Genomic DNA, 25573 nt, shown 5'->3' on the forward strand with positions numbered 1-25573 from the left:
CCAAACAAAACTATTGACCGCCGGATAAGTGCGGACATTGGTTATTTAAATAAATCATCCAGGGTTTAGTCTTGAGTCACCGCCGGCACAGCACCGGCAACTTTAACTTTCGACTAAAGTTGTTTCACTGGAGAAACACCATGAAACTTTCGCTTGCTAGTACGTTGACCATGGCTATTGTATTAACCGGTTGCTCAGTCCCTACTGCACCGACGGCAGTCTCTTCGCTGAACGGCATCTTCACCGAACCGGTGGGCCGTAGCGGTGCCGCCCGTGTTACCAACGGCAGTCATGTCTCGCTGGGCATTGTCTACAGCCAGAACACTCAAACCAACCGCGCCTATCTTCATGACTACCAGGCCAACGCCGGCACCGGTTTCGGCCAGAGCCTGCTGGTGCAGCCTATTCATGACGCCTACGTAGCCACCTCCAGGCCAGACATGGCCGTTGACTGGGTCAAGGCTTCCATGCAGCGGCAGTTCGGCTCGGTTATCGTATACCCGGACATGCAGAGCCTCAGGGCAGCGAAACCGGATGTGATGGCAGTGGTCGACACCCGCAGTCAACTGATGACTTCGCGCAGTTCGGACATCCAGGCGGATGTCAGTGCAGACTTTTATGACAAGAACTTCAACTACATCGGTACTGCACAAGGGCATGATGCCAAGGCACTTAGTCCTGTGTGGGCCGACTTCAAGCGCAGTGAAGAGATAGTTTCCGATATCAATGAACAACAGAATGTGCAAGTCAGGGCGCTGCAAAAATTTGACCAGTCGCTCAGTAATTTATTGACCACGCCGACAAGTAACGTCTCGATGATCGACAAGGCGACAGAGCAAAAATCGTATTGAAAGTGCGGCAATCATTGCGAGCAAACCCGGACCGGGAGGCAGAAGGGTTTGCTCACAATTAATCAAAGTCATATTTTTTGAATAGCGATATCTTCCGTTTGGCGCAACAGCGCCAACAATAACCATATGTAGACAAAGGACGTCTTCATGACCAAAGACCAGGAAAGATCCTTCATCGCCCGCCTCACTTACGATGGAATCAACATGACATTTTTTGACCAGATATTAAGCTCTGGTCACTTTGTATATAACGGAAGAACATCTCCCATACCACCAAACATAGTGACCACATTCGAAGCCTATGACCCTGTAACCCAAGAGATGCGCCCCGTATTCCGAAGAAAAACAACGACCATGGTCATACACTTCCAGTGCTATGACGACTACTACAACATGCAGATTCTGAGCGAAGCCTACTATCAAAAATATTTCAGCAAGGACGGACAAGGCGTCCTGGGCGCCTTCCCGGCCGCCGGCGGTGATACTACCTCCTTCAATTTACTGGATAGCAATCATCAGATCATCACGCTGGATGATTTGAATGCCGCTACAGCGACCATTCATTTGAAAGCACGTAACGCCGGAATTATCAGAAAAGAAATCTGGCGCGATCCGGCGTACAGCCGTTGCTTTACCGATAAGTCCGGAGACATCGCCACCTTCAAGCTGGATATTCTGGAAAGGCATGCCTCAACACCACAACGTTCAACGCCCTACACTTGAGTGGTCGAGCCATGGCCCAACTTATCGTCCGCCCTTAAATAAAAAAGCCCCGCATCTCTCAATGCGGGGCTTTTTCATTCAACGCCTGATCAGGCAGCCGGTTCCAGCTCGGCGGCGACTGCGGCAGGCACTACCGCCTGACCGCTCAACGCCAGGTCCAGCAGTTCGCGGTTGGCCACCGCGTACATGGCGTAGTCGGTGCCGCTGGCGGCACGGATTTCCACCAGCATGACGCGCCAGCGTTCGATCATGCTTTCGTGCTGCGCCATCCACAGGGAGAGCCGTGTTTCCACGTCCTGGGTGCCGTCGCCCTGTTGCAGGACCGAGATGGTGATCGCGCGTTGCTGCCAGTCGACGTCATCGCGGAACGCTTCACGGGCCAGGGCCTGCCAGTTGTTTTCAACCGGCAGAGCGCTGATCTGTTGGATGTACCAGGTGATGTCCAGCGCGCTGCCCACGGCGAAGTAAGCCTTGGCCACCTCAGCCGGGTCCTGGCCAGTCACGTCGGAAGCCTCGATGATCGGCAGCAGGGTATACAGGTGCGAGGTACCAGCCACCATACGCGCCAGAAGCTCCGGAACACCGGCTTCGACGTAAGCCTGATAACGGCTCTGCCAGGTTTCACGGATCTCGCCACTGAGCAACTCGTCAAGCTTCAGACCCAACTCCTTCAGGTGCGGACCGAAGTGGGCGACATCGCGGGCAGCATTCTGCTCATTGCGACGGGCACGCAGGAACCAGCGCGTCGCGCGACGCCCCAGACGCATCAGCTCGTCCATCAGCTCCAGTTGCACGTCGGCGGAGACCTGGTAGTCCAGGTTCTCGATCTGACGGAACCAGTGCGGGAGATGGAAAATGTCACGCACGATCACATAAGCGCCGGCCACGTTCGCCGGGCTCATGCCGGTCGACTCTTTGAGTCGTTGAACGAAGGTGATGCCCATGTGGTTGACCAGATCGTTGGCGATCTGGGTGCTGACGATTTCGCGCTTCAGGCGGTGACGACGCATCGCCGCGGAGAACTTGCTCACCAGGGTTGGCGGGAAAGCGGTTTCCATGTCGCGGGTCAGGTAGTCGTCGTCCGGCACCAGGGAGCCCAGCAACTGCTCCTTGAGGTCGATCTTGCTGTAGGAGATCAGCACCGACAGCTCGGCACGGGTCAGGCCATGGCCTTCGGCAATGCGCTCGTTGATGGCTTCTTCAGCCGGGAGGAACTCGATGGCGCGATCCAGCTTGCCGCGGCCTTCCAGATCGTTCATCAGGCGCTTGTATTCGGCAATCCGCGGCAATGCACGGCGGGCTGCCAGAGACAGGGCCTGAGTCTGCTTGTAGTTGTTGCCCAGCACCAGACCACCGACTTCGTCGGTCATGCTCGCCAGCAACTCATTACGTTGCTTGTCGGTCATGTCGCCGGCCTGAACCACTTCGTTCAGCAGGATCTTGATGTTCACTTCGTGGTCGGAGCAATCCACGCCACCGGCGTTGTCGATGAAGTCGGTGTTGGAACCGCCGCCATTGAGGCCGAACTCGACGCGACCCAGTTGGGTCATGCCCAGGTTACCGCCCTCGCCCACGACTTTGCAGCGCAGTTCGTTGCCGTTCACGCGCAGCGCATCGTTGGCCTTGTCGCCGACATCGGCGTGGCTTTCAGTGCTGGCCTTGACGTAAGTACCGATACCGCCGTTCCACAGCAGATCCACTGGAGCCTTGAGCAAGGCATTGAGCAGTTCGGTCGGTGTCAGCTTGTCGGCCTTGATGTCGAAGCGTTCCTGCATTTGCGGGGAAATCGCAATGCTCTTCGCGCTACGGGAGAAAATGCCGCCACCTTCGGACATCAGGCTGGTGTCGTAGTCCGACCAGGCCGAACGTGGCAGGTCGAACAGGCGCTGACGCTCGGCGAAGCTGCTGGCTGGTTCAGGGTTCGGGTCGATGAAGATGTGCAGGTGGTTGAACGCTGCGACCAGTTGCAGCTTGTCGGACATCAGCAAGCCGTTACCGAACACGTCGCCGGCCATGTCGCCGACGCCCACCACGGTGATGCTGTCTTCCTGGACATTGATGCCGCGCTCGCGGAAGTGGCGCTGTACGCCAACCCACGCGCCCTTGGCGGTGATGCCCATTTTCTTGTGGTCGTAACCGGCCGAACCACCGGACGCAAACGCGTCACCCAGCCAGAAGCCGTAGTCGATGGCGATGCCGTTGGCGATGTCGGAGAAGGTCGCAGTGCCCTTGTCCGCCGCCACCACCAGGTACGGGTCATCGTGGTCATGACGCACGACGTTGGCCGGCGGCACCAGGACGCCGTCTTTCAGGTTGTCGGTGATGTCCAACAAGCCCGAAATGAAGATGCGGTAGCAGGCGATGCCCTCGGCCGCGATCTCGTCACGGCTGCCGCCCAGTGGCAGGCGACGCGGCAGGAAGCCACCCTTCGCACCCACCGGCACGATCACCGAGTTCTTCACTTGCTGGGCTTTTACCAGGCCCAGGACTTCGGTACGGAAGTCTTCTTCACGGTCGGACCAGCGCAGGCCGCCACGGGCCACGTTGCCGAAGCGCAGGTGCACGCCTTCGACGCGCGGCGAGTAAACGAAGATTTCGAACTTCGGAACCGGCTTCGGCAGTTCAGGAATCAAGTGCGGGTTGAACTTGAAGCTGAAGTACGACTTGTTATGGCCGTTGGCGTCGGTCTGGTAGAAGTTGGTGCGCAGGGTGGCCTTGATCAGGTCCAGGTAGCGACGCAGGATGCGGTCTTCGTTCAGTACCTGGACGTCGTCCAGGGCGCTGAGGATCGCGTGTTCCAGGCGTTGCTGCTTGTCGTCCAGATCGTCGCCGGTCAGCTTGCGCGCCAGGTAGAAACGGGTCTTGAACAACCGGGTCAGCTCGCGAGCGATGTCGGTGTGGTTGTTCAGGGTGCTGGCGATGTAGCCCAGGTCGAAGCCCAGACGAATCTGCTTCATGTAGCGGGCGTAGGCACGCAGCAGCGCAACGTCGCGCCATGGCAGGCCGGCGGTCAGCACCAGACGGTTGAACGCGTCGTTCTCGGCTTCGCCACGCACGATGTGGACAAAGGCGTCCTGCAGCGTGTCGTTGAGTTGCTGGATGTCGAGTTCCAGGCCTTCGGCGGCAGTGAACGCGAAGTCGTGAATCCAGAACTCGCGGCCACTGTTGTGGCGCAGGCGATACGGGAACTCACCCAGCACGCGCAGGCCGAGGTTTTCCAGGATCGGCAGCACGTCGGACAGCGCCAGCGGGGTATCGGCGTGGTACAGCTTGCAGTGCAGCATGCGCTGGCCGGACACCTGGCCCAGCGGCTGGTAGAAGCTCATCACCAGCGGATTTTTTTCGTTCAGGCTCAGCAGATGCTGCATATCGACCACAGCCGAATGCGCTGCGAAACGCTCGCGGTAACCGGCCGGGAAGCCTTTCGGGAAGTCGGCCAGCACGTTGGTGCCATGGGCTTCACCGAAGCTTTCAACAGTCAGGGCGGCGTAGTCGTCCTGCCAGCTGCGGCAGGCCTGCACCACTTCTTTTTCCAGCAGCAGCGGGTCGATGTCGAGGCGGTTTTTCGGGTCGACGCGCAGGATCAGTTGCACGCGGGCCAGCACGGACTCCGAGAAGAAGGTCCAGAACTCGCAATCGGTCGCTTTCAGGCGATCCATCAGCACTTGCTGGATCTTCTGGCGCACTTCGGTGGAATAGATGTCGCGCGGCACGTAGGCCAGGCAGTAGCAGAAACGACCGTACGGATCTTTGCGCAGGAACACGCGAATCTTGTTGCGTTCCTGGATCTGCACGATCGACATCACGGTGCTGAACAGCTCGTCCACCGGGGTCTGGAACAGATCGTCGCGCGGCAGTACTTCGAGCACCTGTGCCAGTTCCTTGCCCAGGTGAGCCTTGGCCTGGAAGCCGGAGCGGCGTTCGATTTCCTCGACCTTGCGGCGGATGTACGGGATGACCCGCACGCTCTCGCCATACACCGACGAGGTGTACAGGCCCATGAAACGGCATTCCTTGATGACCTTGCCGTCGGCGTCGATTTCGCGGATCGACACGAAATCCGGGTAAGCCGGACGGTGGACACGGCTTGGGTGCGAAGCCTTGGCGAACGACAGCAGGGTCGGTTCGCGCAGGTAGTTCACGGCGTAGTCTTCGATACGCAGGTCATCGTAGGTCAGACCGGTACGCAGCAGCTTGGTCAGGCCAAGGAAGGAGTCCTTGTCATAGACGATGTGGCCGCCATCGGCTTCATCGCTGACCACAAACTCTTCGTAGCCGAGGAAGGTGAAGTGGTTACCCACCAGCCATTCCAGGAAGCTCTTTATTTCGCTCTTCTCATCGCCATCGACGGCGAACCGGCTGTTGTCCAGCATGGTCAGGATGTCCTGGACCTTGGCCTTCATCGGCTCGAAATCACCGACGGCCACGCGGACTTCACCGAGCACCTGCTCCAGCTCTTTGCTCAGCACATTGAGCTCGGCGGTGTTGGCGCAGCGGTCAATTTCCAGGTACATCAGCGACTCTTGCTGAATGTCGTCGCCCTGGGTGCCTTTAGGCAGGATTTCCAGCAACTCGCCCTTGCTGCCACGACGCACGCTCAGCACGGTGGTTTGCAGGGTATGGATGCTGTAGCCGCGGCGGTTCAGCTCGGTACGCACCGAGTCCACCAGGAAAGGCAGGTCGTGGTGCAGCACTTCGACCGCGGTGTGGGTCGACTGCCAGCCGTGGCGTTCGTAATCGGGGTTGTAGACGCGCACTTGCGGCTGCGCGTGATCGAAGCGCTCAAGCAGGCGCCATGCAGAAAGGGTGCAGCCAGCAAGGTCGGACAACCGACGCTGAGTCAGCTCGTCAAGGGAAATGATGCCGAAGAATTGTTCAGCGAACAGCGCCACTTGTGGCAGTGCCTGTTCACTGATGTGCTGCGCCAGTGCCGCTTGCAGTTGGTGCTGGAAGTCGGCTTTGCTGGCTGCGGTGAAGAACGCCATCTGTGGTACTCCGCTTGGGCTTGTTATTGATGGAAGCGTCGCGCGAAACCCCTTTCGGGGCTACGTTTCAAAGCTAGCCGTCACCCGGTTCCTGATTCTCGGGCAGAGGAAACAGGGTGACAGGTGGGTGAAGCTGGACGAGACACTCAGGTCACATTCACCTTCCGTGAATGGGCATCTGCAAAAACGACTGGACTGCGTGCAGCGCAATGTCTTTACGGGTGCTCATCCGTTGCGCAGCTTAACCAGTGCGGCAAGGCCCGTGCTTGCGGTGCTGCGACATATTCGGTCATCGGTACGCAGCTCAAGGCATGCGCATCGAACAACACTAGCATTTGCACAGGAAAATGACGGTTTTCCGTCCGGTTTTACGGGACATTCGTACCAGAAATGACCAGTAACACTCTGTCCGCCCACGACCCGGTCATCGACACTCAACCAAGCAGAAATGTGCGCGGGCTGGCAGAATCGCCCTTTGCTGCGTTTACCACGCCCGTCGAGCCAGGAATTTCCCATGAAAATGAAAACCGCCCTCTTGATCGTCAACCCTTGCGACGACGAAGAAGACAACATGGCCATGCTGTGCTGCCACAGCGAACAGGGCGAAATGTTCCTGATGAGCCGCTACCCCGATGAAGACGAGCTGGAAATCACCCTCGACGGCGAGCCTTCGACCCTTGATGGCGTGAAAGTCACCCTCAGCCCTTCCCTGCTGAAGATCGAAATTGCGGCTGCCGATGCCGATGTGCTGAATGGGGATGATGTGCTGGAAATCACCTTCGACCCGGACATGGTGGATTTGGCTGAAGTTGAGCTGACCTTGAAGACTATTCTTGATGGCACTGGCACCTTTATCCGCCAGATTTGAGGTGTTTGATCTGCCCTCGTCGCGAGCAGGCTCACTCCTACAGTTGATCGTCGTACACCGTGAATGCAGGAGTGAGCCTGCTCGCGATGGGGCCGGTACAGCCACCCAGCCGCTCCACTGCTACAAAAATCCAGCAATTGCCCCAACCATTTCCCGCACTTTGCGCAAAATGCCGTTAGTCGCCGCCCCCCGCGATGGATTAAAGTAACGCCCCCAGCCCTGGCGTATTTCCAACGTCCTCGGCCACCCTTTTGCAGGAACAGTCATCGATGGAACATCGTGAAGCGCTGCTGGCGCTGCGAACCTTTCTTTCAACGCAGATTCTCGGCCAGGAAAAGCTCATCGAGCGCTTGCTCATCGCCCTGCTCGCCGACGGCCATATGCTGGTCGAGGGGGCTCCCGGCCTGGCCAAGACCAAGGCCATCAAAGAACTTGCCGAAGGCATCGAAGCTCAGTTCCACCGCATCCAGTTCACCCCCGACCTGTTGCCGGCCGACATTACCGGCACGGAAATCTACCGCCCGGAAACCGGCAGCTTCGTGTTCCAGCAAGGCCCGATCTTCCACAACCTCGTGTTGGCGGATGAAATCAACCGTGCCCCGGCCAAGGTCCAGTCAGCCTTGCTCGAAGCCATGGGCGAGCGGCAAGTCAGTGTCGGGCGCAGCACCTATGAGCTGTCGCCGCTGTTCCTGGTGATGGCCACGCAGAACCCGATCGAGCAGGAAGGCACCTACCCGCTGCCGGAAGCCCAGCTCGACCGCTTCCTGATGCATGTGAAGATCGGTTTCCCGGACGCGACGGTTGAACGCAAGATCCTGCAACAGGCCCGTGGCGAAGCGCTCAACGGCGAAGCGAAGCCTGAGCGTCGGGTGACTCAACAGACGATTTTTGTCGCGCGCAAGGAAATCCTCGGTCTGTATATGGCCGACGCCGTGGAGGAATACCTGGTGCAGCTGGTCATGGCCACTCGCACCCCGGCCAAGTTCGATCCGGAGATGGCCGAGTGGATCGCCTACGGCGCCAGCCCCCGCGGTTCGATTGCCCTGGACCGCTGCGCCCGCGCCCACGCCTGGCTCGCCGGACGCGACTTCGTCAGCCCCGAGGATATCCAGGCCGTGCTGTTCGACGTGCTGCGCCATCGCATCATTCTTTCCTTTGAAGCCGAAGCCGCTGGCATCGATCAGGACCGTGTGGTCCAGCGGATTCTCGACGTCGTAGCCGTCGCTTGACCCCGATGAACGCCAGCCTGCCGCCCGAGCCGGGCATCCGCGTCAGCCTCGCCGACCTGATCGAGATGCGCCATCGCGTGCGCGAAGTGCAGCTGTTTTCCACGCCGAGCCAACGCAGCCCGCTGATCGGCCTTCACCATTCCAAATTGCGCGGGCGTGGTGTCGACTTCGATCAGGTGCGGGTCTATCAGGCCGGCGACGATGTGCGCACCATTGACTGGCGCGTGACTGCGCGCACCCAGGAGCCACACACCAAGCTGTTCCACGAAGAACGTGAGCGGCCGATTTTCATCATGGTCGAACAAAGCCGCCGGCTGTTTTTCGGTTCGGGCCTGATGTTCAAGTCGGTGCTCGCCGCCCAGGCCGCGAGCCTGATCGGTTGGGCGGCCCTGGGGCACAACGACCGGGTCGGCGGCCTGGTGTATGGCGACAATGTGCATTACGAAATCAAGCCTCGGCGCAGCAAGCAAAGCCTGCTGCAGTTGCTCAACCGGCTGGTGCGGGTCAACCAGTCGCTGACCACCGAAGGCGAACCGGACCGCGACGCCTTCGGTATCGCCCTGCGCCGCGCCCGGGAAGTGTCACGCCCGGGCAGTCTGGTGATCGTGATTTGCGATGAACGCGCCCTGTCGGACAGTGCCGAGCAACAGCTGAGCCTGTTATCGCGCCATTGCGACCTGTTGCTGCTGCCGCTGTCCGATCCGCTGGATCATGCCCTGCCCGCCGCCGGCCTTTTACGTTTCGCCGAGCGCGGTGCGCAACTGGAGCTCGACACGCTGAATTTCGACCTGCGCCAGACCTACCGGGCCCAGGCCGAAGCACGCATCGCTCGCTGGGAGCTGCTCGCGCAAAAACTGCGGGTGCTGATGATGCCCCTGAGCACCCAGAGCGAGATGGTCGAGCAATTGCGCGAATACCTGAACCCACAGAATGCGGGGAAAGGTCGATGAGCAGCCTTGACCAACTGCAACCACTGATATCCCCGCCACCGGTGGAGTTCTGGCCTCCGGCACCGGGTTGGTGGCTGCTGCTTCTGTTGGTGCCACTGATCGGTTTTGGCCTGTGGAAGCTGCGGCACTTCATTCCACGCAAACGCCCGGTGGTACGCGCCGAACAGCCGCTGGACCCGGTGCGCCTGGCCGCCCTGGCCGAGCTGGCCTTGATGCCCAAACCCTACGACGGTGCGCCGGCCGGTGCCTGGCTGCAGCAACTCAACGGTTTACTCAAGCGCCTGTGCCGCAACCACTACCCCTACAGCCAGAGCCACACCCTCAACGGCCGCAAGTGGCTGGCATTCCTCGACAATCGGTGTCCGGCAGCCGGGCTGACCCGCTGGATGGTGCTGGTCGAAGGCGCCTACAAACCCGAATGCAAACTCGACGACAAGGCCATCGCCGGCCTGACCCAGGCCGTCGACACATGGATTCGCAAGCATGTTTGAGTTCGCCTGGCCGTGGATCTTCGCCCTGTTGCCGCTGCCGTGGCTGATGCGCATCGTATTGCCGGTGGCCGACAGTGGCGAACCGGCGCTCAAGGTCAGCTTCCTCAGCGATCTGGAAGGCCTCGCCGGGCGTCGCGCCCGGGCCAACCTGCCGGCATGGCGCCAGCAGGCACCCTTCATACTGCTGTGGCTGTTGCTGTTGCTCGCGGCGGCGCGCCCACAGTGGCTCGGCGAACCCTTGCCGATTGCCGCCAGCGGCCGTGACTTGCTGGTGGCGGTGGACGTTTCCGGTTCCATGGACTTCCCTGACATGCAGTGGCAGGACGAAGAAGTGAGTCGACTGGCGCTGGTCCAGCACTTGCTCGGCGATTTCCTCGAAAGCCGCGAAGGTGACCGGGTCGGCCTGATCCTGTTCGGTAGCCAGGCCTACCTGCAAGCCCCGTTGACTTTCGACCGCCATACCGTACGCGTCTGGCTCGACGAAGCGCGCATTGGTATTGCCGGCAAAAACACCGCCATCGGCGATGCCATCGGTCTGGCCCTCAAGCGCCTGCGCTCGCGCCCAGCAACCAGCCGCGTGCTGATTCTGGTCACCGACGGCGCCAACAATGGCGGTGAAATCGACCCGCTTACCGCTGCGCGGCTGGCGGCCAGGGAAGGCGTGAAAATCTACCCGATCGGCATCGGTGCCGATCCGGAGCAAAGCGGCTCCGTGGGCTTGCTCGGTGTCAATCCGAGCCTGGACCTTGACGAGCCGTCCCTCAAAGCCATCGCCGAAGCCACCGGCGGCCAGTATTTCCGCGCCCACGACGGCAACGAACTGCAATCGATCAAGGACACCCTTGACCAACTCGAGCCCGTGGCCCAGCAACCGACCCAGGCCCGCCCGGCCCAAGCCTTGTATCACTGGCCACTGGCCCTGGCGCTGTGGTTGAGCATGCTGCTGCTGGTCCCCGTACTCTGGCCGGACAACCCGTTGCAACGCTTGCTTACCAAGGATCTGTTTTTGCAGACGCAATTGCTGCCCGACTGGCGCCAGCGGCTCAAACGCCTGCGCCTGCGGAGGCGCCGATGAGTGCGCTGTGGCCTTACTGGTTCCGCCCCTGGTGGCTGTTGTTGCTGCCGGTGCTTGGCTGGCTGCTCTGGCAACTCTGGCATCGCAAGAAGCGCGCCGGGCGCTGGCAGATAATCCTGCCACCGGCCTTTCACGCAGCACTGCTCAGCGGTGGCAGTGGTCGCGACAGTAAATTGCCCTGGATCGCCCTCGGTCTGGCGTGGCTGTTGACCGTGCTCGCCTTGTTGGGTCCGAGCTGGCAGCGTGTCGAGCAGACCAGTCAAAAGCCCGCCGACCCGCTGGTGGTGATTCTCGAGCTGACCCCGGAAATGCTCGCCACCGACGTCACGCCCAACCGACTCGAACAGGCACGACGCAAGCTGCTTGATCTGCTGCAGATTCGCAGCGACGCGCAAACCGCCATCGTCGTCTACGCCGGCAGTGCCCACACACTTGTACCGCTGTCAGATGATCTTTCCACCAGCCGCAATCTGCTGGATGCACTGAAACCGTCGTTGATGCCGGAGGCCGGTCATCGCGCCGATCTGGCGGTGCTCAAGGCCCTCTCGCTGCTCGATCAGGCTGCTTTGGGCGACGGCCGGATCCTGCTGATCGGTTCGTCCCTGACCGACCAGGAGCGGCTGGGCATCCGCCGCGCGCTGATCGGCAAATCGACTCAATTGCTGATGCTCGGCATCGGCACCGCCGAAGGCTCGCCGATCACCCAAGAGGACGGCAGCTTCCTCAAGGACGAACAAGGCGCAATCCTCGTGCCGCGCCTCGACGAGCCCGGCTTGAAAAATTTTGCCAGTGACCTGGATGGGCGCTATCGCCAGGCGCGCCTGGACGATAGCGACCTGCAAGCCCTTGGCCTGCTCGACGGTCCACGCCACTTGCGCAACGACGGTCAGACCTTGCGTCTGGACACCTGGGCCGATCAGGGTTACTGGCTGCTGCTGCCACTGTTGCTGCTCGCGGCCTGCGCGGGACGTCGCGGGTGGCTGCTGTGCCTGCCACTGCTATTGGCGCTGCCTCAACCGAGCTACGCCTTCGACCTCGCGGACCTTTGGCTTCGCCCTGATCAACAAGGCCTGCATTTACTCAAGCAAAAGCGCCCCGCCCAGGCCTCGCGACGTTTCGAAAACCATCAGTGGCAAGGCGTGGCGCTCTATGAGGCCGGCGACTACACGGGCGCCGCCGAGCGGTTTGCCGAAGGCGACGATGCCCACGCCCACTACAATCGAGGCAATGCCCTGGCCAAAAGCGGTGAACTGGAGGCTGCCCTGGACGCTTACGAGCAGGCACTGGAGCGTCAACCGGATCTGCGTCCGGCACTGACCAACAAGGCGCTGGTCGAACGTCTGCTCAAGGAGAAAAACACGCCACCCCCTCCTGAGCCAGACGCCAGCAAACCCCGGACCGAAGCCGAATCCCGGGAGCCGCCGCCCGGTGCCGCCGCCCAGCCCTCGAGCAGCGGCGAACCGAAAACCGAGGGGCAACCGCCCCGCCCGGGTGAGGAGCAACCCGCCACCAGACCGCCGAAACCGGGGACCAACGAGGTACCGGGCAGCGAACTGGGTGACGAACAACACACCACACCGCCCTTGCGCCCGGCCACCGACAGCATCGAAGGTGAACAGCGCCAGGCACTGGAGCAGTGGCTGCGACAGATCCCGGATGACCCCGGTGAACTGCTCAGGCGCAAATTCTGGTACGAACAGCAACAACATCAGGATCAGGAAGAAACTCGATGACCCGCTTCACCGTTTTATTGCTCGCGCTGCTGCATGGCCTGTTGTTCTGCACGGTTCAGGCACAGGCAGCAGAACTGGTCGCCAGTGTTGATCGCAGTCGCCTGAGCTCGGGCGAGACGGTCGAGCTGACCCTGGAATCCAGCGATGTCACCCAGTTCGGCAAACCTGACCTGGCAGCGCTTGAGCCTTTGTTCGAAGTACGCGGCACACGCCAGGTCAACCAGCTGAACACCCTGAGCGGTGAAAACCAGGCCACTACTCGCTGGATCGTCACCCTTTTGCCCCGGCAAAACGGCAGCGTGGTGATTCCGTCACTGCAACTGGGTGAACTGCAGAGCCAGCCGATCACCCTGCAAGTGGTCGAGAGCGAAACACCGGACATCCCGGACAAGCGTGCCGCGGTGTTCATTGATGCCAGCCTCGATCAAACCAGCGTCTACGTGCAGGCCCAGGCGGTTCTGACCCTGCGCATCTACCATTCGGTATCGCTGTACGACGACAGCAGCCTGCCACCCTTGCAGATACCTGACGCGCGCATCGAACAATTGGGCGAATCGCGCACCTACGAAAAAGACATCGACGGCCAGCGCCACGGCGTGATCGAAATGCGCTACGCGATCTACCCGCAACACAGTGGCGAACTGATCATTCCGGCACAGGTCTTCAACGCCGCGCTGGTCGACCCGCAACCGGTACAGGACGCCGCCCAGGGACCGAAAGCCGGCAAGCTGATGCGCGTCACTTCGGCCGAACTGTTGTTGACGGTCAAGGCCAAGCCCATCACCTATCCGGCCGATGCCCCCTGGCTGCCAGCGCGCAGCCTGACCCTGAGCGAAAGCTGGAACCCGGAGCCGGATCACACTCAGGTCGGTGATTCACTGACCCGCAGCCTGACGGTAAAAGCCGAAGGCTTGTCCAGCACCCAACTGCCACCGCTGCCCGGCACCGATGTCGGTGGTCTGCGTCGTTACCCGGATCAACCGGTGCTCGGCAACCAGAACAGCGAACGCGGCCTGGTCGGCAGCCGCGAAGACCGCGAGGCCCTGGTGCCGACACGGACCGGCGCCATCGAATTGCCCACCGTCGACGTGGTCTGGTGGAACACCTTTGAAGACCATCTGGAACACAGCAGCCTGCCGGCTCGCACACTGCACGTGACGGCCAACCCGAGCCTGATGGTCGACACCCCAGCCGGTGCCTCACCGGTCGATGCCGGCACCGACAGCGAAGCACTCTGGCGCTGGAAGCTCAGCACCCTGATCCTGGCCTGCACCACCCTGCTCGGCTTCGGTCTCTGGTGGCGTGGCCGCTGGCAACCGGCGGTGGCGCGCGTCGCTCAAACCGGCCCGAGCCCGCGCACCGTACTCGACGACCTCAAGCGCGCGTGCCAGGCCAACGATTCCCACGCCACCCGCCAGGCCCTCGACGCCTGGGCCCGCCAACAACCGGAAACCCTGGCCGACATGGCCGCCCGCTTCGTGCCACTGTCCAACGCCCTCGACGGCCTGAACGGCGCGCTGTACAGCGAAACCGGCCAATACTGGCAAGGTGACGAGTTGTGGCGGGCGATCAAGGCGATCCCGATGGCCGAACGGGTGCAGGACCCGGTCGGTGACAGTGGGTTGCCGCCGCTTTATCCCAAATAATCTAAAAGCAGCGTCAGTAACTGACTCTGGCGCTGCTTCTGTATGGAATTGCTCATGCGTCTGTTTCACACCTCCGACTGGCACCTCGGGCAGAACCTGCACGGCCAGGATCGCGATTTCGAGCACGGCTGCTTTCTCGACTGGCTGTTGCGCCAGCTGAAACTGGATCAACCGGACGTACTGTTGATCGCCGGCGATATCTTCGACACGGTCAATCCGCCAGTCAAAGCCCAGGAACGCCTCTACGACTTCATCGTCAGCGCCCACGAACAGCAGCCGTTGCTGACCATCGTGATGATCGCCGGCAACCACGACTCCGGCTCGCGGATCGAACTGCCCGCACCCTTGATGCGGCGCTTACGCACTCATGCGCTCGGTCGTGTGCTGTGGCTGGACGACGGGCAACTGGATGCCGAGCGCTTGCTACTGCCCTTACCCGACGCCAATGGTGAAGTCGCCGGCTGGTGCCTGGCGCTGCCGTTCCTGCGCCCGGCGGAAGTCACCGGCGCGCATTTGGGCGACAACTACCTGCGCGGGATCGGTCAGGTTCACGAATGGCTGATCGAAGCGGCCAATGCCAAACGCCAGCCGGGCCAGGCACTGATCGCCATCAGCCACGCACACATGGCCGGCGGCTCGGTGTCGGAAGACTCCGAGCGCAGCCTGATCATCGGCAATGCCGAAGCCCTGCCCGCCAGCCTGTTCGGGCCGAGCATCAGCTACGTCGCCCTCGGTCACTTGCACAAGCCGCAGAAGGTCAATGGCGAAGAACGCATCCGCTACAGCGGCTCGCCGATCCCGTTGTCATTCTCCGAGATCAGCTATCAGCACCAGATTCTCGACATCAAGCTCGACGGCGAAACCCTGGTTAGCGTCGAACCGAAACTGATCCCCCGCGCGGTCAACCTGCAGCGCATCGGCCCGGCGCCATTGAGCGAGATCCTGCTGCAACTGGCGGACCTGCCGAACATCGACCTGTTGGCCGAGATCCAGCGCCAGCCTTGGCTGGAGGTGCGGGTGCGCCTCGACGAACCGCAGCCCGACCTGCGCAATCAAGTGGAAACCGCCCTGCAAGGCAAGGCCGTGCGTCTGGTGCGCATCGCCGCCGAGTACGCCGGCAACGGCGGCCGTGACGGTGCCGACGAAGGCAGCACGCTGATCGAACTGGACCAGCTCACGCCTCAAGAACTGTTCAGCCGCGCCTGGCAGGACAACTACGGCAGCGAGGTGGACGAGCAGACCCTCAAGGACTTTGCCGAGCTGCTGCAGGACGTGCAGATGGAGAGCGAACAACCATGAAAATCCTCGCGATCCGCCTGAAAAACCTAGCCTCGCTGGCCGGGCCATTTGAAATCGACTTCACCGCCGAACCCCTGGCCAGTGCCGGACTGTTCGCCATCACCGGCCCCACCGGCGCCGGCAAAAGCACCCTGCTCGATGCCCTGTGCCTGGCACTGTTTGGCGCCGTACCGCGCCTGAACAACACCGGCCGCGACGCCAAGGTGCCGGACGCCGACGGCGAAATCGCTACCGGCGACCCGCGCACCCTGCTGCGTCGCGGCACGGGTGAAGGCTATGCGGAAGTGGATTTCGTCGGTGTCGACGGCCGTCGTTATCGCGCCCGCTGGGAGGCCAATCGTGCCCGGGAAAAGGCCGCCGGCAAGCTACAGGCCAGCCGCCAGAGTTTGCGCGACATCGATCAGGATCAATTGCTCGCCAGCCAGAAAGGCGAATACAAGACTCAGCTCGAAGCCGCGCTAGGCCTGAATTTCGAACAGTTCACCCGCGCGGTGATGTTGGCGCAAAGCGAGTTCAGCGCGTTCCTCAAGGCTGACGACAACGACCGCAGCGAACTGCTGGAAAAACTCACCGACACGGCGCTCTACACGCGCCTGGGTCGTCGCGCCTTCGACAAGACCAAGGAAGCCCGCGAGGCGCACAAGCTGCTGCAGGATCAGGCCAGTGGTGTGACGCCGCTGTCACCCGAAGCCCGTGCGGAACTGGATGCACGCTTCAACGAAGCACAGCAGCAGCTCAAGGCCCGGCAGGCGCAACTCAAACAGCTTGAACTGCAGGACACCTGGCTCAAGGACCTGCGTCGCTTGCAGGACGAACATCTGGCTGCGACTGAACAGCTGCAATCGGCACAGACCCACTGGGAAGCCCTTTTCAGTGAGCGCTTGAGGCTCACTCGCCTCGAACAACTGGCCCCGCAACGGCACCAGTTCGCCCGTAAAGCCGAGGTCGATGCGCTGCTGACACCCTTGGCAACGCAAATTGCCCTGCACACGCAGCAGCACGGCGAACTCGGCGAGCGCCAGACGCAGCTTGAGCAGCAACTAAGCAGCGCCCGGATCGCCTTGAGCGAAACCCAACAGCGACAAGCCGACAGCACGCCGTTGCTGCGTCAGGCCTTCGAAGCGCAAAGCACCCTCGCCCGCCTCGTCAAGGACACCGCCCTCAGCGCCGAAGCCAGGCAACAGGCGCAACAGGCCTGCACCCAGGGCCAGGGCACGATTCAGACCTTGCTCGATCAGCAAGCCCGTGGCGCCGCGGACTTGCAGCGCATCGCCACCGACCTGGAGCAAAGCACTCATCTGGCACCGTTGAGCGATGCCTGGAATGCCTACCGTGATCGCCTGCAACAGTTGATGTTGATCGGCAACCGGTTGAATCAGGGCCAGACCGAACTGGCCAGCCTCGAACACAACGCCGCGAGCACCGAACAAGCGCTGACCGCGCAGAAGCAACAACTGGAGGTGCTGTTCAAGGAGGCCGGCGCCGAACCGGATGCCGTCGCCGAGCAGATCGGCATCCTGGGCAGCCTGTTGCAGGATAACCGCAAGCAACTGCGCGCCGTCGAAGACCTGGCGCGCCTGTGGGCCAGCCAGCAGGACCTGGACAAGCGCGGCGCCGAACTGCAACAACGCCAGCTCACCGCGCAGCAGGAACGTGAACGCCTGACCCAGGACGGGGTCAAGGCCAAGGCTGAGCTGAGCGTTGCCGAACAGACCCTCAACGTCACGCGCGAACTGCTGGAGCGTCAGCGTCTGGCGCGCAGTGCCAGTGTCGAAGAGCTGCGCGCGCAGTTGCAGGACAATCAGCCTTGCCCGGTCTGCGGCAGCAACGAGCATCCCTATCATCAGCCCGAAGCCCTGCTGCAGAGCCTCGGTCGTTTTGATGAAAGCGAACAGGCCAACGCGCAAAAGGCCGTCGACCTGCTCAAGGAAAAGCTCACCGACCTGCGCGCCGAAGTCGGCGGGCTGATCGCCCAGCAAAAGGAACTGCTGCAACAGCAGGAGCAACTGGCGACCCAGCAGCAGGCCCTCGCCCCGAGCCTGGAAGCTCACCCACTGGCGACCCAACTGCTGAACCAGGATGCCGCCAAACGCGACGCCTGGCTTATCCAGCAAAACAGCCAGCTCAACCAGAGCATCAGCCAGGACGAGCAACGGCAGAGCGCGCTGCTCACCCTGCAACAGGATGCCGCACGCCTGACCCAGCAACTGCGCCATGCCGAAACCGCACACCAGCAAGCGGCCCAGCACCTGAGCAATCAACAGCGCGAACTGGACAACGACCGCCAGCGCCTGGATGAAGAACTCAAGGCATTCGCCAGCCTGCTCCCAGCCGAAACCCTGCAAGCGCTGCGCGTCGAACCGGCCGCGACCTTCATGCAACTCGACCGGCAGATCGCCGAGCGCCTGGCGCAACTCGAGCAACAAAAGGAAGAACTGACCGAGCAGCAACAGCGCCAGCAAAACCTGGAGAAGGAACAGGACCGCCAGCAAATCCGCGTGCAGCAATTGCAGACCGCCGAACAGCAGTTCACCGAGCTGGCCGAGCAGCAACAGGCGAGCCAGCACACACTCGGGCAATTGCTCGGCGAGCACAGCAGCGCCGAGCACTGGCAGCAGCAACTGGAACAGGCCGTGGAACAGGCGCGCAGCGCCGAAGCCACGACCGGCCAGGCCCTGCAAAACGTCCACACGCAATCAGTGCAAATCGCCGCCGAGCTCAAGGCCCAGCAGGAGCGCTTGCACGCACTGCAAGGCGAAGAACGTGAGCTCGCCGGCAAGATCGGCGACTGGCGGGCTCGCCATCCCGAACTGGATGACGGCGGCCTCGAAGACTTGCTGCGCGTCGACGATGCCCAGGTCAGCGAACTGCGCCAGCGCTTGCAGCACAGCGAAAAAGCCATCGAACAGGCCAATGTGCTGGTGCAGGAGCGCGACAAGCGTTTGCTCGATCACCAGGCGCAACACAACGGCAACCTCGATGCCGAACAACTGGCCAGTGCGCTGGTCGACCTGCAAAACCTCGCCGCCACCAGCGAGCAACACTGCGCCGAACTGCGCGCCGAGCAGGCCGAGGATCAGCGCCGGCAAAACGCCAATCAGGCCCTGGCGCAGCAGATTGCCGATGCCTACAACGAGTACCAACGCTGGGCACGCCTGAACGCGTTGATCGGCTCCGCCACCGGCGACACCTTCCGCAAGATCGCCCAGGCCTACAACCTCGACCTGCTGGTGCATCACGCCAACGTGCAATTGCGCCAACTGGTGCGCCGCTATCGCCTCAAGCGCGGCGGCAGCATGCTCGGCTTGCTGGTGATGGACACCGAAATGGGCGACGAACTGCGTTCGGTGCATTCGCTGTCCGGTGGCGAGACCTTCCTGGTCTCGCTGGCGCTGGCCCTGGGCTTGGCGTCGATGGCGTCGAGCACGTTGAAAATCGAGTCGCTGTTCATCGACGAAGGCTTCGGCAGCCTCGATCCGGAATCCCTGCAACTGGCCATGGACGCCCTCGACGGTTTGCAGGCCCAAGGGCGCAAGGTCGCGGTGATTTCCCACGTACAGGAAATGCATGAACGGATTCCGGTGCAGATTCAGGTCCAACGTCAGGGCAACGGCCTGAGTACCCTGGAGGTGAAATGAACACCCTGTATTCCTTCCGCCGCTGCCCATACGCCATGCGCGCACGCATGGCCCTGCGTTATTCGGGCGTGGCCGTGAACATCGTCGAAGTCAGCCTGAAAGCCAAGCCCGCCGAAATGCTCGCGCTGTCGGGCAAAGGCACGGTGCCGGTGCTGAGCGCCGATGACAGGGTGATCGACGAAAGCCTCGACATCATGCGCTGGGCCCTGGCACAGAACGATCCGCAGGACTGGTTGCTCAAGGCTGATCCTGCTGCTGCGGCACAAATCGCCCCCCTGATCGAACACAACGATCAGGTGTTCAAAGTGCACTTGAATCGCTACAAGTACGCCGAGCGTTATCCCGAGCAGCCGATGGAGGTTTATCGCGGCGAGGGTGAGGTGTTTTTGCAAAGGCTGGATGATTTGCTGGAGGGACGCGACTACTTGCTGGCCGATCATCCAAGCCTGGCCGATGTAGCGTTGATGCCCTTCGTGCGCCAGTTCGCCCACGTCGACCGCGAATGGTTCGCGCAGACACCGTATCGACGGTTGCAGGATTGGTTGCAGCGGTTTCTGGAGTCGGAACTCTTTACTTCAATCATGAAGAAATAGGCCTGGCACTTACGCCAACACCCCACACATCCCGATCGCCGAGCAATCCACCTGGAACGGCCCGAAAACCACCCCTTCAGTCCTGACCGGCGGATTGCCGGCCAACATCCCCTGGGCACTGGCGTTTTCGATGTTGCGGGCGATGTTGTGGTTGGCTTCGATGGCGCGTGCCACCGAGCCCGCCGAACCTTGGCCGATCCCCAACAGGGAGGATCCGTTGGTCATGAACGCCAGGAAGGCGATGACCCAGAGTCTGTGCCCTTTCATGCGCCGACGACTCCCGCGAGTTCAGCCTGATCAACGCCGGCGTTTTGCGCACGGTATTCAAACTGAATGCCGGGATGAGCGACCTGGATCGGTGCTTCGAAGGTGACTTGCGACTGGGCTGAAAGACTGACCAGCAGCACCATGGCAAGGTAAAGACCGATCGCCACATAGGCGCCGTGTTTGGCAGAAGTGAGAATTGCGCTGGCCATGATGTTCTCCGCAGGCATGTTTCAATACCCACAGAATCGATCAAAAAAGCCTGGGTAACCACTCAGGGTTATCCATAGTGACCATCAGCTTCATTGATCATTAAGCCAATCTATTTCAGTCTTCAATAAAACTCATCAAGCGTTCGCGGGCAGCGTCCGGTTCACTCGGAACAGGGTCGACCGCCGACAGAATGGGGGTTGAGTAGAGAAAAAGAACTACCAATGCCAGACGCGTCACCATGCTGCCGATCCTTGCCGTGAGGAGGAGTCAAAAAATCAGCGTCAATTTAAACGCATGGCAATGTGATATCAAGTGCGACATTGATGGCAAAGTGATGCTGTCGCAAATGCGTTATGCAGGAGCGACATCACTCTGATCGTTTTCAACACCCGTGTTTCAACATCAGGGTCTTCGATCATCAGTGACTTCGCTCCTGCATAAAGGCAGGGATGGGCATTCAGGCCTGGGTTTTGTGATCCAGCGCGGCGTAGAAGTTGGCGCTCTGTTGCAGGTACTTCTGGGTGTAGCTCTGGGTGTGGGCTTTTTTGTCGCTGATTTCAACGTTGGCACTGGCTGGCAGCGCAACGGTGGCGGAAATGGCGGAAGCGGCGATGACAGAGAAGATGTTGAAGTTCATGGCGGTATTCCTCGGATTCAGTTGGCTTGCTTGCCCGGTGGGGCCGTGAAGCAAACTTAACCCTCGAGGGTTCGTGCCTTGAAATGCTTTGTAGCAGTACCAGATATCAGCGTCATTGATAAAAGCGGACAGGCCCCATCAACCGGGGCCTGCGGCTTATTGACGCAGAAGAAACCTGAGGTCGCTCGGGGCGTCCATTGGCAGCTTTTGCACGGTCTTGCCCAGCAGACCGGTCTTGGCGTCGCGTTCGACGACGACAATCTGGTTGCTCTTCTGATTGGCGATCAACAGGAATTTGCCACTCGGATCGAGGCTGAATTCCCGTGGATGATCACCCTCCACCGCCCGACGTTGCAGCTCACGGAGGTGGCCGGTGGCCGGGTCGATGGCAAACACCAACAGTTGATTGGCCGTGCCACGGTTGCTGACGTAGAGGAACCTGCCGTCAGCCGAGGCATGCAACGCCGCCGCAGCCTTGTCCGAGACCGGTTGCCCGGCAGCCAGATCGACGATCTGCGTCTGTTTGAGTTGGCCGTCGTGGTAATCGAACACCGCCACTTGCGCGCTCATTTCCAGGGTCAGCCAAGCGTGTTTACCACCGGCGCTGAACAGCAAGTGACGCGGCCCGCTGCCCGGCGGCAGCTGCACGAATGCCGGGGTGGCCGGGGTCAACGGCAGCTCCGGGTTGGCCTTGGGGTCGAAGCGGTAGGCAAACACCTTGTCGGCACCAAGATCGATTGCGAACACGTATTGGCCATCCGGTGACGGGATGGCCGAATGCACGTGAGCCGAGGCCTGCCGCTCGGGATTGACCCGGCTCGCCGGGTGGCTGCTCAACTGCACCACCGGTTTGAGCGTGCCATCGGCCGCCACCGGCATCACCGCGAGGGTGCCGCCCGGGTCTTCGGCCACCGAGTAATTGCTGACGAACAGATGGCTGCCATCAATGCTCAAGCTCGAATGGGTCGGCTCATTGCCCAGGCTTTGCACCTGGCTGATCAGGCTCAGCGCATGGGTCTCGGGATCGATCGCGAAACGGCTGACGCGCCCGACCGGATCGGTCTGGCCCGGACCGTTTTCGTTGACCACGAACAGCTGTCGCTGGTCCTTCGACAGGGTCAGCCACGACGGGTTTTCGCTCTTGATCACTTGCAGGGGCCGGGCATCGATCTGCCCGGTGCTGCTGTCGAACGCCAGGCGGTAGATGCCCTGGCTTTGACCGGCGGTGTAGGAGCCCACCAGCAGTTGATAGTCGTCGGCGGATGCAGCCTGAATCCCCATCGCACCGATACTGCCAGCCATCAACAGTGGCCAGAGGTTACGCATCGCCTTGGTCGTCATCTTCGTTGTCACCGCTGACGACATCGCCCAGGCACACCAAACGGTGTTCACCCGAGTCACCGGTGATCAACCAGCTTTGCAGCGGGGCATCGAAGGTCGCGGCTTGGACCTGCGCGGGGGTGAACTCCCAGTGTTTGGCCGCACGGCCATCCATGCATTCAATGTGCAGATTATCGAACTCGTCGAGGGCGAATTCGAAGGCATGCAGGCCGTCGATCTCAACCATTCCGCAGTGTTCGAGGGCATTGAGCAAGGTGTCGGTTGGGGCAGTCATGGCAATCAGTCTTTGAATGAGAAAAACGCAATGATAGCTCATGCACCACCTCCCCTGTAGGAGCGAGCCTGCTCGCGATGGCGGCAGTCCAGTCGATTTAAATGTTGACTGATGTTCCGCTATCGCGAGCAGGCTCGCTCCTACAGGGATTGTGGTCAGCCGCTACAACGCCTCGCGGGTCGATTGCCCATCCACCAGTCGCTGGATGCGCAGCGGATTGCCGTTCTTCAGCGCATCCGGCAGCAAGCTGTCCGGGTAGTTCTGGAAACACACCGGGCGCAGGAAACGATCGATGGCCAGTGTGCCCACCGACGTACCGCGGGCATCGGACGTTGCCGGGTAAGGCCCGCCGTGGACCATCGAGTCGCAGACTTCCACGCCCGTCGGATAGCCATTGAGCAGGATGCGTCCGACCTTCTGTTCCAGCAACGCCGTCAGCCCGGCGAACTGTTCGAAGTCTTCCGGCTCGCCAATGACGGTGGCGGTCAACTGGCCGTGCAGGCCGTTCAAGGCGGCCATCAGTTGCCCATGGTCTGCCACTTCAACCACTACCGTGGTCGGACCGAACACTTCCTCCTGCAACACTTCATCGCCATCGAGCAGCAGGCTGACGTCGGCCTTGAACAACTGCGGCTGTGCCTGATTGCCCTGTTGCGGTTTGCCGGCCAGGTGCTCGATCCCCGGATGCGCGAGCAGTTTTTGCAAGCCTTGGCCGTAGCTGCTCAGGGTTCCGGCATTGAGCATGGTTTGCGCCGGCTGGTCACCCATCAACCCGGCCACTTGCTGCACAAACGCAGCGAATGACGCCGAGCGAATGCCGATCACCAGACCGGGATTGGTGCAGAACTGGCCACAACCCTGAACCACCGACGCCGTGAGGTCCCGGGCGACGGTATCAGCCCGCGCCTGCAACGCCTGTGGCAACACGATCACCGGGTTGATGCTCGACATCTCGGCGAACACCGGAATCGGTTGCGCACGGGCCGCCGCCATGTCGCACAAGGCTCGACCGCCCTTGAGCGAACCGGTGAAGCCTACGGCCTGAATCGCCGGATGCTTGACCAACGCCTCACCGACGCCACCGCCGTAGATCATGTTGAACACGCCGGCCGGCATGCCGGTTTTCTCGGCGGCGCGAATGATCGCGTCAGCCACCCATTCAGCCGTGGCCATGTGACCGCTGTGGGCCTTGAACACCACCGGGCACCCGGCGGCCAGCGCCGACGCGGTATCGCCGCCAGCGGTAGAGAACGCCAGCGGAAAGTTGCTGGCACCGAACACGGCCACAGGTCCCAGGCCGATACGGTATTGACGCAGGTCCGGACGCGGTAACGGTTGGCGCTCCGGCAATGCCCGGTCGATTCGTGCGCCGTAGAAATCACCGCGACGCAAGACTTTGGCGAACAAGCGCATCTGGCCGCTGGTACGTCCACGCTCGCCTTGAATCCGTCCCGCCGGCAACGCCGTCTCGCGGCAGACCACCGCGACAAAATCATCACCGAGGGCATCCAGTTCATCGGCAATGGCCTCGAGAAACTGCGCCCGCCGCTCCGCGCTCAGGCTGCGATAGGCCGGGTACGCGGTCGCCGCCGCGCTGGCCGCTGCATCGACTTCCTGCGGGGTCGCCTGATAAAAGTCGTCGGGCAATGCCTCACCGGTGGTGGCATCGACACTCTGCAATTTGACGTTGCCAGCAGCGCTGCGTTGGCCGCCGATGTAGTTGTGACCAAGGGTCCGGGTCATGGGTAATTCCTCAAAGTGTGCCGACGGTGCCGGGCGCGAAAGCCGCTGCGACCGGTGCGATGCCGTTGATCAATGGCGCGCCGAATTCGGCCTGAGTGATCTCGAACACGTCACCCGGTTGCGTGCGAATGCCGTCGGCAAAAGACAAGGTCGCCGTACCGAAGAAGTGAATGTGCACATCCCCCGGGCGCAGGAACTGGCTGTATTTGAAATGGTGGAATTCGAGGTTGGCGAGGCTGTGGCACATGTTCGCCTCGCCGCTGAGAAACTCGTTCTGCCACAGCACCTCGCCGTCGCGCAGGATGCGGCTGGTGCCCGCCAGATGTTGCGGCAACTCGCCCACCCGCAGTTCCGGGCCATAGCTGCAACTGCGCAGTTTCGAGTGGGCCAGGTACAGGTAGTTCTTGCGCTCCATGACGTGGTCGGAGAACTCGTTGCCCACGGCAAAACCCAGGCGATACGGCTTGCCGTCGTGACCGATCACGTACAGGCCGGCGATCTCCGGCTCTTCACCGGCATCTTCGGCAAACGGCGGCAGGGGAAACGGCTGGCCCGGCCTGACGACGATGCTGCCATCGCCTTTGTAGAACCATTCCGGTTGCACACCGGCTTGATCTGCTGCCGGTTTGCCACCCTCCACGCCCCATTTGAAGATGCGCATGGTGTCGGTCATCGCCGTTTCGTCGCCACTTTGCTGGTGCATCTTGTCCCGGGCCGACGCACTGCCCAGATGGGTCAGGCCCGTGCCGCTGACCAGCATGTGCGCCGGGTCCGCATGGTCCAGCGGCGGCAGGATGCGCCGTTGCGTCAGCAGTTCGGCATAGTCATGGCTGATGCCCAGCCCCAGGCCTTGCACCTGTTGTTCAAGGCTTGCGCCCGCCTCGATCGCCGCCAGTGCCAGATCGCGAACGGTGCGCGCGTCCTGCACTTCACGGACCAGACCGTTGTCGATCACGCCGACACGGCGTTCGCCGTTACTCAATTCGAACTGAACCAAACGCATGAAATTTCTCCTATTCC

At 61.4% G+C, this 25573-nt stretch carries 21 protein-coding genes; 12 read left to right on the plus strand and 9 right to left on the minus strand.

Going from position 1 to position 25573, the window contains the following annotated elements; all coding sequences use genetic code 11:
• Positions 1-140 precede the first annotated feature (140 nt).
• Positions 141-851: an ATPase gene (locus AC3ITA_RS15665; protein WP_489277755.1), complete on the plus strand. Its 711-nt coding sequence runs from the start codon at positions 141-143 to the stop codon at positions 849-851.
• A 147-nt stretch (positions 852-998) separates the two neighbouring features.
• Positions 999-1574, plus strand: a complete 576-nt coding sequence (locus tag AC3ITA_RS15670) for a hypothetical protein (RefSeq protein WP_489277757.1) — start codon at positions 999-1001, stop codon at positions 1572-1574.
• 89 nt (positions 1575-1663) lie between these two features.
• On the opposite strand, the gene AC3ITA_RS15675 is transcribed toward AC3ITA_RS15670, so the two are convergent.
• Entirely contained in the window at positions 1664-6559 is a 4896-nt protein-coding gene (locus AC3ITA_RS15675) for an NAD-glutamate dehydrogenase (protein WP_489277759.1), read from the minus strand.
• Between the two features lie 514 nt (positions 6560-7073).
• Here AC3ITA_RS15675 and AC3ITA_RS15680 point away from each other — a divergent pair.
• From AC3ITA_RS15680 to AC3ITA_RS15725, 10 genes are all read left to right on the plus strand, one after another.
• Positions 7074-7427, plus strand: a complete 354-nt coding sequence (locus tag AC3ITA_RS15680) for a hypothetical protein (RefSeq protein WP_150672931.1) — start codon at positions 7074-7076, stop codon at positions 7425-7427.
• A gap of 269 nt (positions 7428-7696) precedes the next feature.
• Positions 7697-8656: an AAA family ATPase gene (locus tag AC3ITA_RS15685; RefSeq protein WP_008049510.1), complete on the plus strand. Its 960-nt coding sequence runs from the start codon at positions 7697-7699 to the stop codon at positions 8654-8656.
• Positions 8657-8661: 5 nt separating this feature from the next.
• On the plus strand, positions 8662-9606 hold the full coding sequence (locus AC3ITA_RS15690; RefSeq protein WP_095944799.1) for a DUF58 domain-containing protein: 945 nt from the start codon (positions 8662-8664) through the stop codon (positions 9604-9606).
• Positions 9603-10097 carry a DUF4381 domain-containing protein gene (locus AC3ITA_RS15695; RefSeq protein WP_095944800.1) on the plus strand — a complete coding sequence of 165 codons (495 nt, stop codon included), beginning with the start codon at positions 9603-9605 and terminating at the stop codon, positions 10095-10097. The genes AC3ITA_RS15690 and AC3ITA_RS15695 overlap by 4 nt, the downstream gene beginning before the upstream one ends.
• Positions 10090-11172, plus strand: a complete 1083-nt coding sequence (locus AC3ITA_RS15700; protein ID WP_150672932.1) for a vWA domain-containing protein — start codon at positions 10090-10092, stop codon at positions 11170-11172. The genes AC3ITA_RS15695 and AC3ITA_RS15700 overlap by 8 nt, the downstream gene beginning before the upstream one ends.
• A complete protein-coding gene (locus tag AC3ITA_RS15705; protein ID WP_489277763.1) occupies positions 11169-12905 on the plus strand; it encodes a tetratricopeptide repeat protein in 1737 nt (578 codons plus the stop codon). The genes AC3ITA_RS15700 and AC3ITA_RS15705 overlap by 4 nt, the downstream gene beginning before the upstream one ends.
• Entirely contained in the window at positions 12902-14551 is a 1650-nt protein-coding gene (locus tag AC3ITA_RS15710; RefSeq protein WP_150672934.1) for a BatD family protein, read from the plus strand. Before AC3ITA_RS15705 ends, AC3ITA_RS15710 begins: the two co-directional genes overlap by 4 nt.
• A gap of 54 nt (positions 14552-14605) precedes the next feature.
• Entirely contained in the window at positions 14606-15850 is a 1245-nt protein-coding gene (locus AC3ITA_RS15715) for an exonuclease SbcCD subunit D C-terminal domain-containing protein (RefSeq protein WP_150672935.1), read from the plus strand.
• Positions 15847-19488, plus strand: coding sequence for an AAA family ATPase (locus AC3ITA_RS15720; protein ID WP_489277766.1), 3642 nt, complete (start codon positions 15847-15849; stop codon positions 19486-19488). Before AC3ITA_RS15715 ends, AC3ITA_RS15720 begins: the two co-directional genes overlap by 4 nt.
• Entirely contained in the window at positions 19485-20081 is a 597-nt protein-coding gene (locus tag AC3ITA_RS15725) for a glutathione S-transferase (protein WP_095944806.1), read from the plus strand. The genes AC3ITA_RS15720 and AC3ITA_RS15725 overlap by 4 nt, the downstream gene beginning before the upstream one ends.
• 9 nt (positions 20082-20090) lie before the next feature.
• Here AC3ITA_RS15725 and AC3ITA_RS15730 read toward each other — a convergent pair whose 3' ends face one another.
• From AC3ITA_RS15730 to araD1, 8 genes are all read right to left on the minus strand, one after another.
• Entirely contained in the window at positions 20091-20348 is a 258-nt protein-coding gene (locus AC3ITA_RS15730) for a hypothetical protein (RefSeq protein ID WP_150724057.1), read from the minus strand.
• Entirely contained in the window at positions 20345-20557 is a 213-nt protein-coding gene (locus AC3ITA_RS15735; RefSeq protein ID WP_489277769.1) for a hypothetical protein, read from the minus strand. Before AC3ITA_RS15735 ends, AC3ITA_RS15730 begins: the two co-directional genes overlap by 4 nt.
• 115 nt (positions 20558-20672) lie before the next feature.
• A complete protein-coding gene (locus AC3ITA_RS15740) occupies positions 20673-20798 on the minus strand; it encodes a hypothetical protein (RefSeq protein ID WP_256589114.1) in 126 nt (41 codons plus the stop codon).
• Positions 20799-21015: 217 nt separating this feature from the next.
• A complete protein-coding gene (locus tag AC3ITA_RS15745) occupies positions 21016-21195 on the minus strand; it encodes a hypothetical protein (protein ID WP_007979950.1) in 180 nt (59 codons plus the stop codon).
• A gap of 156 nt (positions 21196-21351) precedes the next feature.
• Complete coding sequence (locus AC3ITA_RS15750; RefSeq protein WP_489280799.1) at positions 21352-22521, minus strand: lactonase family protein; 1170 nt, start codon at positions 22519-22521, stop codon at positions 21352-21354.
• Complete coding sequence (locus AC3ITA_RS15755; RefSeq protein ID WP_150672942.1) at positions 22514-22852, minus strand: DUF5629 family protein; 339 nt, start codon at positions 22850-22852, stop codon at positions 22514-22516. Before AC3ITA_RS15755 ends, AC3ITA_RS15750 begins: the two co-directional genes overlap by 8 nt.
• A gap of 120 nt (positions 22853-22972) precedes the next feature.
• A complete protein-coding gene (locus tag AC3ITA_RS15760; protein ID WP_489277772.1) occupies positions 22973-24553 on the minus strand; it encodes an aldehyde dehydrogenase (NADP(+)) in 1581 nt (526 codons plus the stop codon).
• A 10-nt stretch (positions 24554-24563) separates the two neighbouring features.
• Positions 24564-25556, minus strand: a complete 993-nt coding sequence (araD1, locus tag AC3ITA_RS15765) for an AraD1 family protein (protein WP_489277774.1) — start codon at positions 25554-25556, stop codon at positions 24564-24566.
• Positions 25557-25573: the final 17 nt, after the last annotated feature.

This window comes from Pseudomonas sp. GL_090 (assembly GCF_057837765.1).

Excerpts from the sequence above, each read along its gene's own strand:
- AC3ITA_RS15665 (WP_489277755.1), top strand. The coding sequence starts at position 141 with ATGAAACTTTCGCTTGCTAGTACGTTGACCATGGCTATTGTATTAACC.
- AC3ITA_RS15670 (WP_489277757.1), top strand. The coding sequence starts at position 999 with ATGACCAAAGACCAGGAAAGATCCTTCATCGCCCGCCTCACTTACGAT.
- AC3ITA_RS15675 (WP_489277759.1), bottom strand. The coding sequence starts at position 6,559 with ATGGCGTTCTTCACCGCAGCCAGCAAAGCCGACTTCCAGCACCAACTG.
- AC3ITA_RS15680 (WP_150672931.1), top strand. The coding sequence starts at position 7,074 with ATGAAAATGAAAACCGCCCTCTTGATCGTCAACCCTTGCGACGACGAA.
- AC3ITA_RS15685 (WP_008049510.1), top strand. The coding sequence starts at position 7,697 with ATGGAACATCGTGAAGCGCTGCTGGCGCTGCGAACCTTTCTTTCAACG.
- AC3ITA_RS15690 (WP_095944799.1), top strand. The coding sequence starts at position 8,662 with ATGAACGCCAGCCTGCCGCCCGAGCCGGGCATCCGCGTCAGCCTCGCC.
- AC3ITA_RS15695 (WP_095944800.1), top strand. The coding sequence starts at position 9,603 with ATGAGCAGCCTTGACCAACTGCAACCACTGATATCCCCGCCACCGGTG.
- AC3ITA_RS15700 (WP_150672932.1), top strand. The coding sequence starts at position 10,090 with ATGTTTGAGTTCGCCTGGCCGTGGATCTTCGCCCTGTTGCCGCTGCCG.
- AC3ITA_RS15705 (WP_489277763.1), top strand. The coding sequence starts at position 11,169 with ATGAGTGCGCTGTGGCCTTACTGGTTCCGCCCCTGGTGGCTGTTGTTG.
- AC3ITA_RS15710 (WP_150672934.1), top strand. The coding sequence starts at position 12,902 with ATGACCCGCTTCACCGTTTTATTGCTCGCGCTGCTGCATGGCCTGTTG.
- AC3ITA_RS15715 (WP_150672935.1), top strand. The coding sequence starts at position 14,606 with ATGCGTCTGTTTCACACCTCCGACTGGCACCTCGGGCAGAACCTGCAC.
- AC3ITA_RS15720 (WP_489277766.1), top strand. The coding sequence starts at position 15,847 with ATGAAAATCCTCGCGATCCGCCTGAAAAACCTAGCCTCGCTGGCCGGG.
- AC3ITA_RS15725 (WP_095944806.1), top strand. The coding sequence starts at position 19,485 with ATGAACACCCTGTATTCCTTCCGCCGCTGCCCATACGCCATGCGCGCA.
- AC3ITA_RS15730 (WP_150724057.1), bottom strand. The coding sequence starts at position 20,348 with ATGAAAGGGCACAGACTCTGGGTCATCGCCTTCCTGGCGTTCATGACC.
- AC3ITA_RS15735 (WP_489277769.1), bottom strand. The coding sequence starts at position 20,557 with ATGGCCAGCGCAATTCTCACTTCTGCCAAACACGGCGCCTATGTGGCG.
- AC3ITA_RS15740 (WP_256589114.1), bottom strand. The coding sequence starts at position 20,798 with ATGGTGACGCGTCTGGCATTGGTAGTTCTTTTTCTCTACTCAACCCCC.
- AC3ITA_RS15745 (WP_007979950.1), bottom strand. The coding sequence starts at position 21,195 with ATGAACTTCAACATCTTCTCTGTCATCGCCGCTTCCGCCATTTCCGCC.
- AC3ITA_RS15750 (WP_489280799.1), bottom strand. The coding sequence starts at position 22,521 with ATGCGTAACCTCTGGCCACTGTTGATGGCTGGCAGTATCGGTGCGATG.
- AC3ITA_RS15755 (WP_150672942.1), bottom strand. The coding sequence starts at position 22,852 with ATGAGCTATCATTGCGTTTTTCTCATTCAAAGACTGATTGCCATGACT.
- AC3ITA_RS15760 (WP_489277772.1), bottom strand. The coding sequence starts at position 24,553 with ATGACCCGGACCCTTGGTCACAACTACATCGGCGGCCAACGCAGCGCT.
- araD1 (WP_489277774.1), bottom strand. The coding sequence starts at position 25,556 with ATGCGTTTGGTTCAGTTCGAATTGAGTAACGGCGAACGCCGTGTCGGC.